This window comes from Archangium gephyra, from assembly GCF_042230915.1.
Classification (GTDB): domain Bacteria; phylum Myxococcota; class Myxococcia; order Myxococcales; family Myxococcaceae; genus Archangium; species Archangium gephyra_B.
Genome location: NZ_CP102578.1, coordinates 2,478,193 through 2,490,808, shown reverse-complemented (window position 1 = coordinate 2,490,808; position 12,616 = coordinate 2,478,193). Strand labels below are relative to the sequence as shown.

Annotated in this window: 9 protein-coding genes; 4 read left to right on the top strand and 5 right to left on the bottom strand. The window is 70.6% G+C overall.

Going from position 1 to position 12,616, the window contains the following annotated elements; translation table 11 throughout:
* Window positions 1-64: 64 nt before the first annotated feature.
* Window positions 65-3,220: an ABC transporter substrate-binding protein gene (locus tag NR798_RS09905; protein WP_375771203.1), complete on the top strand. Its 3,156-nt coding sequence runs from the start codon at window positions 65-67 to the stop codon at window positions 3,218-3,220.
* A gap of 21 nt (window positions 3,221-3,241) precedes the next feature.
* On the opposite strand, the gene NR798_RS09900 is transcribed toward NR798_RS09905, so the two are convergent.
* From NR798_RS09900 to NR798_RS09885, 4 genes are all read right to left on the bottom strand, one after another.
* Complete coding sequence (locus tag NR798_RS09900; protein WP_375771202.1) at window positions 3,242-4,504, bottom strand: phosphatidylserine/phosphatidylglycerophosphate/cardiolipin synthase family protein; 1,263 nt, start codon at window positions 4,502-4,504, stop codon at window positions 3,242-3,244.
* Window positions 4,505-4,622: 118 nt separating this feature from the next.
* Window positions 4,623-6,233: an FHA domain-containing protein gene (locus tag NR798_RS09895; RefSeq protein WP_375771201.1), complete on the bottom strand. Its 1,611-nt coding sequence runs from the start codon at window positions 6,231-6,233 to the stop codon at window positions 4,623-4,625.
* 7 nt (window positions 6,234-6,240) lie between these two features.
* Complete coding sequence (locus NR798_RS09890) at window positions 6,241-7,164, bottom strand: helix-turn-helix transcriptional regulator (RefSeq protein ID WP_375771200.1); 924 nt, start codon at window positions 7,162-7,164, stop codon at window positions 6,241-6,243.
* Window positions 7,161-8,180: a helix-turn-helix transcriptional regulator gene (locus tag NR798_RS09885; protein WP_375771199.1), complete on the bottom strand. Its 1,020-nt coding sequence runs from the start codon at window positions 8,178-8,180 to the stop codon at window positions 7,161-7,163. Before NR798_RS09885 ends, NR798_RS09890 begins: the two co-directional genes overlap by 4 nt.
* A 309-nt stretch (window positions 8,181-8,489) precedes the next feature.
* On the opposite strand from NR798_RS09885, the gene NR798_RS09880 reads away from it, so the two are divergent.
* Window positions 8,490-8,960 (top strand): hypothetical protein, encoded by a 471-nt coding sequence (locus NR798_RS09880; protein ID WP_375771198.1) that lies wholly within the window; start codon window positions 8,490-8,492, stop codon window positions 8,958-8,960.
* Window positions 8,961-8,979: 19 nt separating this feature from the next.
* Here NR798_RS09880 and proB read toward each other — a convergent pair whose 3' ends face one another.
* Window positions 8,980-10,083: a glutamate 5-kinase gene (proB, locus tag NR798_RS09875; protein ID WP_375771197.1), complete on the bottom strand. Its 1,104-nt coding sequence runs from the start codon at window positions 10,081-10,083 to the stop codon at window positions 8,980-8,982.
* 239 nt (window positions 10,084-10,322) lie between these two features.
* Between proB and hflX the strand changes: the two genes are divergently transcribed.
* Window positions 10,323-12,092, top strand: a complete 1,770-nt coding sequence (gene hflX, locus NR798_RS09870; RefSeq protein ID WP_375771196.1) for a GTPase HflX — start codon at window positions 10,323-10,325, stop codon at window positions 12,090-12,092.
* A gap of 62 nt (window positions 12,093-12,154) precedes the next feature.
* A complete protein-coding gene (locus tag NR798_RS09865; protein ID WP_375771195.1) occupies window positions 12,155-12,589 on the top strand; it encodes a hypothetical protein in 435 nt (144 codons plus the stop codon).
* Window positions 12,590-12,616: the final 27 nt, after the last annotated feature.

Here is a 12,616-nt window from a genome sequence, read left to right as displayed (position 1 = left end):
CCCTCCCCTCACGATTTGAGACCGCTGGCGGGAGCGGGATAGCGTGTGAGCCGCCCTTTTCGCCATGCCCCCTCCCAAGAACCTCCTCGCGTTCGCGATCCTCGGAGGGCTGCCCTTCGCCCTCGCCCTCGGCGCACTGCTGTACCTCGTCACCGGCCACCCCAACAACGGAGCCGGGTGGTCCGTGCTGCTGGTGGGTACCCCGGTGTTGCTGGGGGTGACGCGCTACTCCTTCTGGTTCCTCGGCGAGGCCCGGCCGGACCAGGAGCGCACCCGCTTCCTCTCGCAGCTGGCCGAGGGAGACCTTACCCACCCCGCCCACGAGAGCATGGGGGACCAGCGCGAGGTGCGCCGGCTGCTCATCTCCCTGCGCCGCGCGCTCAGCCAGGTGCAGCGGATGACGGGCAACGTGCGCCGCACCTGCCAGGGCGTGTCCGAGGAGGTGCGGGCCCTGCTGGACGCCGCGCGCCGTCAGGGCGGCGCGGTGGAGCGCTCACGTGAGTCGACGGCCAGCATGGGCCAGAGCCTCCAGGCGGCGGGCAAGCGCGTGGCGCAGCTGGACAACTTCACGCGGGAGACCAAGGGCTCGCTGATGGAGATGACGGAGCGGCTCGGGCAGGTGGCCGAGGCCCTGCTCGCCTTGGACGACTTCTCGCACCGCACCACGCAGCAGGTGGAGGCCATGAGCGAGCGGCTACACCACATCGCCTCCTCGGGTGACGAGCTGGCGCGCTTCGCCAGCGAAGCCGAGGCCTTCGTGCAGGTGGTGCACACGGGCATCGATGCGGTGCGCCACCGCGCCTCGGAGACCAACCAGCTGGCCCACGCGGTGACGGCCACCGCCGAGCGCGGCGAGGTGCTCGTCAACGACTGCGTCCAGGGCATGTACCGGGTGGAGGAGACGGTCCGCAAGGCCGCCGGGCTGGTGGACTCGCTCGGCGTGCGCTCCACGCAGATTGGACGCATCGTCGACGTCATCCAGGAGATCGCGGACCAGACGAACCTGCTGGCGCTCAACGCGGCCATCATCGCCGCCCAGGCCGGTGAGCAGGGCCGGCCCTTCGGCGTGGTGGCCGATGAGATACGCAGCCTCGCCGAGCGCACCGCGCGCTCCACCCGCGAGATCGCCACCATGGTGGGCGGTATCCGCCGCGAGGTGGACACGACGGTGTCGCTGGTGAAGGAGGGCCGGGAGCAGGCCAGCGCGGGCGTGCAGCTGGGAGACCGGGCGGCCGAGGCGCTGATGGAGATACGAACCATCACCCAGCGCACCTTCTCGGCGGTGGAGGCCACGCTGACCGAGACGAAGCGGCTGGAGGCGCAGGGCTCGACGGTGGTGGAGGCCAGCCACCGGGTGGCGCGGCGCGTGGACGACGTGACGCGGGCGGCCATGGAGCAGGCGGGACACGGGCGCGAGCTGGTGCACCAGACGCAGCAGATGGCGAAGCTGGCGCAGGAGGCCTCGCACAAGGCGGAGGGCCAGGCGCGCACGGGCAGGGACCTGTCCGTCGCGGTGGTGAAGCTGAGCACGGCCATCGAGGAGATCCGCGCGGCGCACGACGTGCTGACGCGCGGGGACACGGCCATCGGCGAGGAGGTGGCGCGGGTGCACGAGGACGCGCTCCAGGTCATCCGTATCGGCGATGGGCTGAGCCGCAAGGTGGAGCAGCTGGCGCACGAGGCGGCCAGCCTGGATGGCGAGGTGTTCCGCTTCCGCCTCCCGGCGCCGAAGGCGGGCGGCACGCTGCACGCGGGCATCCACCAGACGTCCATGGTCAACGCGGTGGGCCGGTTGGATCCGCTCTTCAGCGTGGAGATCCAGATCGCGGAGCTGTGCGCCTGCGTCTTCTCCAACCTGTTGCGGCTGGAGGACGGCGTGCTGGTGCCGGACCTGGCCGAGCGTTGGGAGACGGATCCTTCGGCGTGCCGCTACCGCTTCCATCTGCGCCAGGGCGTCACCTTCCATGACGGCACGCCCCTGACGGCGCGCGACGTGAAGCGCCACTTCGAGCGGCTGCTGAATCCCGCCGAGAAGTCGCCGGACCGGGGACTGCTGGAGGACGTGGAGGGCGCGAAGGCCTTCGCAGCGGGCCAGGCGCGTGAGGTGACGGGCATCGAGGTGCTGAACGAGCAGACGCTGGAGATCCGGCTGGAGGAGCCCAAGGCCTTCTTCCTCCAACTGCTGGCACAGTCCTCCACGGGAGTGACCCGGATGGACGCGGGCAACAAGGCGTTGGGCACGGGCCCCTTCCGGCAGGTGGACTTCGGCAAGGAGCGCATCGTGCTCGAGCGCAACCCCACCTACTGGCGCCAGGGGCAGCCGTTGCTGGACCGGCTCGAGTTCCACCTGATGGACTCACGCGAGGAGACCATCGCCGCGCTGCGCGAGGGAGCAGTGGAGTTCGTCTCCTATCTGCATGCCACGCAGGTGAAGGAGCCCGAGCAGGAGGGCTGGCAGATCGCGACGGGCATCACCCCCTCCACGTCGCTGATCGGCTTCGGCGTGCGCGACCCGATGTACAGCGACGTGCGGGTCCGCAAGGCGCTCCGGGCCGGCTTGGATGTCCAGGCGCTGGTGGACCACTTCTACAAGGGGGCGCGGCTGGCGAGCACGCTGACGCCGCCCGAGCTGCTGGGGGAAGGGGGCCTGCTGCCCGAGCCACGCCTGGACCTGGACCTGGCCGAGCGGCTGTTGCGCGAGGCCGGGGTGCGGCGGTTGCGCGTGATGCTGTACCAGACGGTGGAGCGGGACACGTCGGCCGAGGACGCCCTGCTCTTCCGTCCCCTGGTGGAGGCGGGGCTGGTGGAGCTCGAGCACGTCAAGGAGGGCCCGGAGGAGTACTCGGCGCGGCGGCGCGAGGGGCGGCTGCCCTTCTTCCGGTTGCACTGGATCTCCGACTTCCCGGACCCGGACAACTTCCTCCACTTCCTGCTCAACTCGCAGGCGCAGAAGCTGTACGTGCTGGGCTACCGCAACGAGGAGCTGGATCAGCTCACGGCCGAGGCGCGCGTCACCATCGACCCCGAGCGGCGCAAGCAGCTCTACCGGCGCGCGGAGAAGCTCGCCCACGAGGACTGCCCCGTCATCCCCCTCTTCCACCCCCGCGTCCACGCGGCGACGAGCGGCCGGGTGCAGGGGCTGCGCCTGCACCAGACGCCTCCGCAGGTGCGCTACGAGGAGCTGTGGCTGGACAGGACGGGGGAGGAAGAGGCGCGCTAGCGGCCCGCCTCAGCGCACCTTTCAGAGCACCTTGCGGAAGGCGTACAGCACCCGCTCGAACAGCTTCTGCCACAGGGGCCGGCGGCGGAACTCGTCCAGGTCCACCTCGCGGCAGCTCTGGCAGTCGCCGCGGAAGGACTCCTCCAGGCTGCGCCCCAGCAGCGGATCCGCGAAGACGGCATTCACCTCGTGGTTGAAGAGCAGCGAGCGCCGCTCGAGGTTGAAGGAGCCGATGGTGCCCCACACCCCGTCCACCACGGCCGTCTTCGCGTGGAGCACGCAGCGCTCCCACTCGAAGATGCGGACGCCCGCGGTGAGCAGCTTCTCGTAGAAGGCGCGCGTGGCGTGCACCAGCCAGGGGTGATCGCTCTTCGCGTTGAGCAGCAGGCTCACCTCCACACCGCGCTGGGCGGCCTCGCGCAGCACGGCCACCAGCTTCCGGTCCGGAATGAAGTAGGCGGCCGCCACCAGCACGCTGCGCCGCGCGCGGGAGATGGCATGCAGGTAGGCACGGTGGATGCTGCGGCGGCTGGAGAGCACCGCCAGGCTCACCTCTCCGCGCCTGCGCAACCCGGCCGCCCGCCGGCTCCGGCGCGTCTCACGCCAGGAGCGGAACCGGTCCTGGAAGGCCATGCGCCAGGTGGCCACGAAGCGGCGCTCCAGCTCGTACACCGCCGGCCCTTCCACGCGCAGCACGTCGTCACGCCAGGCTCCGCCCTCGCCCTCGGGCGCCCAGTGCGCGGAGATGTTCACCCCGCCGATGAAGGCCACCTCGCCATCCACCGCGAGAATCTTCCGGTGATCGCGCCGCAGCAGGTGGCGCAGGCCGCGGCCGAGGCTGGTGAAGGGCTTGAAGGGGCGGATGTCCACCCCACGCGCGCGCAGGGCCTCGAAGAAGCCGCGCCGGCTCGTCCAGGAGCCCAGCGCGTCGTAGAGCACCTTCACGTGCACGCCGCGCCCGGCCGCCTCCGCCAGCGCCTCGCCGAACAGCTCACCCACCGCATCGGAGATGAACATGTACGTCTCGAGGTGGATATAGCGGCGCGCTCCCCGGATGGCCGAGAGCATCGCCGGGTAGGCCTCCACCCCGTCGCGCAGCAGTTGGCAGCCATTGCCCCGGAGCACCGAGTGCGAGCGTGGCAGGTAGTACCGGGCGAGCAGCGCGGAGGACACATGGGGGCTCCACACCGGCTCATGGGCAGGTGGGCAGCCAACCTCCCGCCTGGATGATTCCCCGCTCGTCTCTTCCGCCTCGATGCTGATTCCCACCTCCTGCTCACGCATGGTGGAGCAAGGGTGGGAATGACACGGCCATCCGGCAACCACCACGCCCGGCCTCCGGGGCAAGTCCCCCAGAGGCCCGGACGTCCTCCGCCGGACACTGTGCGGCGACGAGGAGCGGCTACAGCCCCAGGTCGGCGCGCTTGATCTCCGCCATGCGGGCGCAGCGCTGATCGAACTCACCCGGGAAGTACTCGCGCGTGTGGTCCAGCGTGGCCGAGGCCGCCTGCCAGTTGTTCTGGTTGACGTACCCCTCCACCTCCAGCATCAGCTTGGCGCAGACGCGGTCCAGCTCCGTCTGCGTGTCCTTCACGCGCTCGCGCGCCTCGTAATAGAGGTCCGGCTTGGGCTCGGGGTGGGCCTCCAGCAGCAGCCACGCCTCGCGGAAGGACTTCCACGCCTCGTAGCGGTTGCGCGCACCCACCTCCTTGTTGTCCATGTTCTTGCGGGCGCGCGTGTACGCCTTGCGCGCCTCCTCGACGAGCTGCTCGGGCGGAATCTCCGGCAGGAGCACCTTCTCCAGCCAGATGTTCCAGATGCGCCACTCGTCCTCGCCGGGCGGGTTCTTCGTGTTGTCGAAGGTGATGCGGTTGACCTCGCCCTTCTTGAGCAGCTGCGAGGGGATCATGATCTCCAGGATGCGATCCTGGCTGGCCAGCGTGTCCGGAGGCACCTTGCCCAGGTCCACGCCGTTGATCGTCACCACCACCTCACCCTCGGAGATGCCCTGGGACTGGAAGTGCACGATGGCCAGGGCCCGGGTGGCGGCGGTGTACTCCCACTCGAAGATCTTCTGGTCCGCGTTCTCCCACATGACGCCCTCGCCCAGACCGAACGAGTCGTCGATGGGCGTGCCGCTGATGGCCATGGGCTCGGGGCCGCGCGCCACCTTCGTCTCGCTGCCGAGCACCAGCCAGTACACCACGGCCACGATGCCCAGCACGGACAGCACACCCAGGCCGATGAGGCCGTTGCGCACGGCGGGGCTCGCATCGGCCCAGAAGAGCCGGGCCTGGGCCACCAGGCCGGGAGACTCACGCCGGATGCGGGCGCGCTCCGCGGCGGACAGTCCTCCCCCCTGGGCCCCCGGAGCCGAACGCGCCACCGCGTTGCTCGTGGGACGCCGGGACGGAGCCGCGGGGGCGGACTCCTGGGCACGGGCCAGGGCGCCGGGCCCGGCCGCCGGAGCATTGGCGCGGGTGGACGTGCGCGGGGAGACGCCACCCGGCGGCAGCGCGGGCTGCGTCCCGGGACGGGTGGAGGAGCGCAGCGCCTGGATGGGGCGCGTGGTGTTGAGCCGCGCCTCCTCGAGCTCCTCCTCGTTGGCGCCCTCGGGGGCCAGGGCCGCGCCGCGGTTGCGCTGGCGCGACACCGTGTCCACGGACACGATGCGCGTGCTGTCCGCGCTCACGCCGCCCGCATCCGTGGGAATGTCACCCGCCACCGGCCGGAAGACGAACACCACCGGCCCGAGCGACAGCTGATCGCCCTCCGTCAGTGCCTGCTTCTCCTTCACCAGCTTGCCATTCACCTGCGTGCCGTTGGAGCTGCCCAGGTCCTCGACGAAGTACTGGCCTCCCTCGGCGAAGATGCGGCAGTGGCGGCGGGAGATGCCCGCGTCGTACAGGACGACGTCACACTCGGTGACGCGGCCGATGAGAACGGAGTCCTGCTCGAACTCGAACTCCTTCCCGGCCTCCTTGCCCTCGGCGATCGTCAGCTGAAAGCTCATGAAAACCTCAGACTCCTAGCACGGCCTTCGCCGCACGGGCCACGGCCGCACGGGCCGAAGCGGGCTCGAGCACCTCGGCCTCGCCGCCGAACGATAGCACCCACTGCGTCAACCAGCGCTCGTTGTCACCCGCCACCCTCACCTCCACGCCTCCATCGGCGAGCAGGCGAGCGTCCTCGCCGAAGCGCTCGCGGACGTACGGGGCCACCAGCTTGGAGAAGCGCACCCGGACGGCCGCGTTGGTCCGGACCGGGTTGGGCACCTCGGCCCGGGCGTCCTCCCGGGGCTGGAAGGCGGTGTCGGTGACGGCCAGGGCCTGCATCCGGTCCACCCGGAAGAGCCGGTCGTCCTGGCGGTTGAGGTCCCACGCCTGGAGGTACCACTGGCCCCGGTGGCTGAGCAGCTCGTGCGGCCGCACCCGGCGCGACTCGGGGGCGCCCCGGCCCGGGGTGGCGTAGTCGAAGGTCACCTCGCGCCGCTCGTGGATGGCCCGGGTGAGTGGCCCCAGCGCCTCCGGGGCCTCCACCGCGGCGTCGATCTTCCGGTACATCTCGCGGAAGCGCTCGCCGGCGCCCGGAGGCAGCACGCCCTCCAGCTTCTCCACCGCGCTGCGCAGGGCATCACCCGCCGCCGGGCGCAGCAGCTCCGCCGAGGCGGCCAGGGCCGAGGCCTCGCCCACCGTCAGCCGCGGCGGCGCGGACAGGCGCTGGTCGAGGTCCACGTAGACGCGGTCGTTCTCGACGTAGATGTCGATGTAGTCGTCCGGGTTGAAGGGGGGCCGGCCCACGCAGGTGAGCAAGTCCAGGTCCTCCAGCAGGTGCTCCCGGCTGACGTTGAGGGCGCGCGCCAGCTCCTCCACGGAGATGCCGGGGCGCGAGGACACGAAGGGAACGAGGAACAGCAGACGGCGCAGACGCTCGTGGACGCTCATGCCGCCACCTCCTCACGGGGCGAGTGCTTCTCGAGAATCCGCGCGGCCATCTCCCGCGCCCGCTGCCGGGCGTCCTCGGGAGCCTCCACGCGGCAGTCCGGCCCGAGCTGCAGGCAGAAGCGCAGCAGCCCGTCCATGAACGTCACCGGCAGCTCCACGAGCACGCCCTCGCCGTCCTCGGCCGGGGCCACGGTGGCGCCCGGGAAGAGCGAGGCCCCGCGGGCCAGCAGCTCGCCGGTGAGCCGCAGGCGCGCGCTCTGCGGCTCGTGGAAGCGGTGCTGCCAGGGGTAGCTGGCGACGTGGTTGTCGAAGGCGAAGCCCTCGGGCACCTCGAAGTCCGGGGTGCGCGGCCGGGCGGTGTTCGCCTTGAGCGAGCGGATGCGGTGCACGTGGAAGGTGCGCACCCCCTGGCGCAGGTGGCAGTAGCCCACCAGCGTCCAGATGCCCCGACGCAGCACCAGCCCGTACGGGTCCACCTTGCGCTCCGTGAGGTCCGGCCGCTTGGGCGACGCATAGGACATCTGCACCCACTTGTGCGAGGCGCACGCGTCCCAGAGCGCCTCCAGGTGCGCGGCGAGCTGCGGACCATCCTGCTCCGTGCCCAGCTCCATGCGCACGCGCGGGGTGGGCAGCGCATGGCCCGCGAAGAAGCCGATCTTCCGCAGCGCGTGCGACAAGTCGTCGCGGCCGGGGAAGGCTCCGGACGTCAACGCGGCGCTGCCCGCGGCGTAGAGGACGGCCAGCTCCTCCTTGGTGAGGTCCACCTCGGGCAGGTAGTAGGCATCCCGGTCGACGACGTAGCCGTCCTTCCGCTCGTCGTCTCCCTGGATGTAGGTGAGGGGGAAGCCCAGCTCCAGCAGTTCCGCCTTGTCGCGCTCGAACTTGCGTTCGGCGGCATCATCGGAAATGCCCATGTAGTCGGCGGGGAAGTGCTCACGCAGCTCCGCCCAGGAGATCGGTTCCCGAGCATCCAGGAACAGCGCGACGAGATCGAGGAGGCGTTCGGTACGGTCCATCGGAAGGTTTTCGACAATGCGCAAAAGCGTCAGGCCGGGTCAAGGCAGGGAGCCATGTCGGCGGACGGATGTCCGCTCACGCTCCGGAGGGGCGTGGATCTACCCGCAGGAACAGTACCTGAACAGCTTTTTGCTGAACGCACGTCCAGGTGTGTCCATGGGTGAGCGGAACCGACCCGAGGGTTGGCGGGCGAGCGTTCGAGGGGGCTGGGCTCGCGAACGGGGCGCAACTGGGATATTCCTAGGAATCGACGGCGTACATGCCTGATCGGGCGGGCTCGTCTGGCCGCATGCACTGCGAGGACCCACATGACGCGCTCCACCCTCATCAAGAAGGCATGGCTCGGGCTGGCGCTGGTGGGACTGGCCTGTGTCGCCGCGGTGCCTACACAGGCGGAGGCCGAGCCGCTCTACTTCGCGCTGGAGGTGCGGCGCGAGGGCCGGCTGGTGGCCCAGCCCAAGCTGCTCGGGGAGACGGGCCGCACCGTGCGCGCCGAGCGGCGCAAGCCGGGGGCGAGCGAGCCGGACTACCGGCTGGTGCTCACGCCCACCGCCGAGGGCGAGACGTTCCGCCTGGAGCTGGACTTGATGCTGCCGGAGATCAAGGGGCACTCGCAGCTGGCGCTGCTGCACGGCCAGGAGCGCCGGGTGCAGCTGGGCCGCTACCCGGGCGACCTTGAGGTCTCGCTGCTGCTCATGAAGGTGGACTCGCCCGAGTTCCGCGCGCTGATGGACCTGACCGCGGACCCCGCGGTGGGTGGCTCCGGCCGCCCCATCTGAGCCCCTCCCCTCCGGGGCCTTACAGCACCGCCAGGTCATCGCGGTGTACGGCCTCGTCGAGGTACCGGTAGCCGAGCACGGACTCGATGTCGGCGCTCTTGAGCCCCGCGATGCGCCGCAGCTCGCCATCGTCGTAGGCGCTGAGCCCGCGGGCGAACACCTGTCCCTGCTCGTCGACGAGATCCACCGGGTCTCCCCGGCCGAAGTCCCCCTCCACCCCTCGAATGCCCGAGGGCAGCAGGCTGCGCTTGCCGGCGACGACGGCCTCGCGCGCCCCCGCGTCCACGACGAGCTTGCCCCGGGACTTGAGCGCGTGGGCGATCCACGCCATGCGGGCGCTGCGCCGGGAGCCCAAGGTGTCGAAGAGGGTACCCACGGGCTCGCCGGACAGCACGGAGCGCAGGCGGCCGGGCACGGCCCCCGAGGTGATGAGGCAGCGGACGCCCAGCTCGGTGACGCGGGCTGCGGCGCGAATCTTGGTGGCCATGCCGCCCGTGCCCACCAGGGAGCCGGAGCCCCCGGCCAGGGCGAGCAGCTCGGGGGTGACGGCATCCACCTGGGGGAGCAGCCGGGCGTCCGGGTCCTTGCGCGGGTCGGCGGTGAAGAGGCCCTCCACGTCGGAGAGGACGACGAGCACATCCGCCTCCACCACGCCCGCCACCAGGCCGGCCAGGGTGTCGTTGTCACCGAACTTGAGCTCGTCCACGGAGACGGTGTCGTTCTCGTTGATGACGGGCACCACGTTGGCCGCGATGAGGCGCTCCAGCGCATGCTTCACGTTGAGGTAGCGCCGCCGGTCCTGCACGTCGCCATGGGTGAGGAGCACCTGGGCCACCCGCCGGTCCGCCTTGCCGAAGGCCTCCTCGTACGCCTGCATCAGCCGGCTCTGGCCCACCGCCGCGCAGGCCTGCTTGCCGGGAATGTCCTTGGGACGCGCGGGCAGCCCCAGCCGCTCGACGCCGAGGGCGATGGCCCCGCTGGACACCACCACCAGCTCCCGGCCCTGGGCCGCCCAGAGCAAGTCCTCGCCCAACGCCTCGAAGTGGGCCCGGTTGAAGCGCCCCGTGGCATTCGTGAGGGCATTGGTCCCAATCTTCACCACCACGCGCCGAGCAGCGCGCACCGCGTCTCGTCCTGAAGTGCTCACAGAACCAAGTTACGCCATCCAAGGTGTCAGGAGGGACACCAGAACTTCGTCGAGCCCTGGAAGGACTCGCCGTGAGTGCGTGTTGTACGAGGTCGGGCATTCGGCAACCCCGGAGGTGAATCCGGGCCCGAGGGCACCTATCCTCAAGAAGTGACAAGGGACAGGTCGACGGCGTGGCGCGGGCGCCCTTCCCTCCGCGCGGGAGAAGGACACTTTTGAAGGAAATCTACGGAAACACCCTCGGACTCAAGGCAAGCGAGCAGAGCCGGTTGCGCAACACGTACCGCCGCCGCGTCTCGCCACATGAGATCGTCTCCCCCGAGCTCGCCCGTCACCTCACCGAGTTGTCCCGGGAAACCAACCGCCAGGTCGGCGTCCTGCTCAACCGCAAGGGTGAAATCGAGTACGTGGTGGTCGGCAACGCCCACAAGCTGGAGCTGCCGGACATCGGCCGCGCCCGCGCCGGCCAGGTGCGTCTGCGTGGTCTGCGCCTGGTGCACACCCACCTCAAGAGCGAGCCGCTCACCAAGGACGACCTGACGGACCTGGCGCTGCTGCGCCTGGACATGGTCGCCGCGGTGGGCGTGGGCGAGAGCGGGCTGCCCGGCGTGCTGCACTACGCGCACCTGGTGCCCGAGAACGGCACCGGCAACTTCTGGCAGGTCTCCACCCTGCCCGACGTCCACGACGGCCAGCCCGACCTGCTCGACACCCTCGAGGCGCTCGAGGAGGAGCTCAACCGCAAGGCCGCCGCGCGCACCGTCTCGGGCCGCGACAAGGCCATCCTCGTGGCCGTGTGCCTGGACGGCAACCGCGCCCACGCCGAGGCCAGCCTCGCCGAGCTCAAGGAGCTCGCGCGCACCGCGGGCGTCGAGGTCATCGACAGCGTGCTGCAGATGCGCCGCGAGGCCGACCCTCGCTACCTCATCGGCCGCGGCAAGCTGGAGGACCTCAACCTGCGCTCCATGCAGGCCATGGCGGACGTCCTCATCTTCGACAAGGACCTCACCCCCTCCCAGGGCCGCCACATCAGCGAGGCCACCAACCTCAAGGTCATCGACCGCAGCCAGCTCATCCTCGACATCTTCGCCCAGCGGGCGCAGAGCGCCGAGGGCAAGCTCCAGGTCGAGCTGGCCCAGCTCAAGTACCGCCTGCCCCGCCTGGTGCAGAGCGACACCTCCCTGAGCCGGCTGGCCGGTGGCATCGGCGGGCGAGGCCCCGGTGAGACGAAGCTCGAGATCGACCGCCGCCGCGCGCGCGATCGCATCAACCACCTGGAGAAGCGCATCGACGCGCTCTCGCGGGAGCGCGAGGTCCGCCGGGCGCAGCGCAACCGGCGCGAGCTGCCCGTCATCTCCATCGTGGGCTACACCAACGCGGGCAAGTCCACGCTCCTCAACGCCATCACCGGCTCCGAGGTGCTCGCGGAGAACAAGCTGTTCGCCACGTTGGACCCCACCAGCCGCCGGCTGCGCTTCCCCCAGGAGCGCGAGGTCATCATCACCGACACGGTGGGTTTCATCCGGGACCTGCCCAAGGACCTGGTGGCCGCCTTCCGCGCCACGCTGGAGGAGCTGTACGACGCGGACCTGCTGCTGCACGTGGTGGACGCGAGCGATCCCTCCCGCGAGGAGCAGGTGCAGGCCGTCGAGAACATCCTCGACTCGCTGGAGCTGATGCAGAAGCCGCGCCTCATGGTGTGGAACAAGGCGGACCTGCTCACCCAGGAAGAGGTGGGCTCGCTGCTGCGCACCCAGGGCGGCGTGGCCATCAGCGCCGCGAGCCGCGAGGGCCTGGGCGCCCTGCTGGCCAAGGCGGACACCACCCTCTTCGCCGAGGGCGCCTCGCGCAACCTCGGCGTCGTCACCGAGGACGCGTCGCACACCTACGGGCTCGACGCGCACGTGTCCGGGGCTCCCGAAACGGCCCTCGAGGAGCCGCTCGAGGCCGAAGAGGAGCCCACGCACAACCTCGGGGCGGCGTAGGCCCCGGGGGCATGGGGTTGCGGGCGGGCACCGGGGCCTTCTACAGTCCCGGTGCCTTGCTCATGCCGCCCTCCCTCATTTCCCTGTCCCTGCTGGCGCAGCTCCCCATCCCCGGCATGGAGTCGGGCCCCGAAAAGCCCGCCTCGTCGGTCGACCCGAACTACTTCGAGCTGCTCGAGCGCAACAGCCACATCGTCTACCCGGCCCTCGCCGTGGTGGTGCTGGGGCTCATCACCGTTGCCATCCTCCAGGCCTCCAAGGCCCAGGACATGGATGGCGCCGTGAAGGCCGAGTTCAAGAAGCTCATCGTCGACGAGCTGCGCCGCTACCCGGCGGGCCTGGAGACTCCCGCCCTCGCGACGGCCACCGGCCTGGACCGCAGCAAGCTGGTCCGGCTGTTGGACCAGATGCAGCAGGATGGCGTGCTCATCTCGCACACCACCACCCAGCGCCAGACCGTGTGGCGCGTGAAGGGCGTCGGCGGCCGCGCGTACTGAGCGTCTCCGAGCTTCACCCCCGCCGCT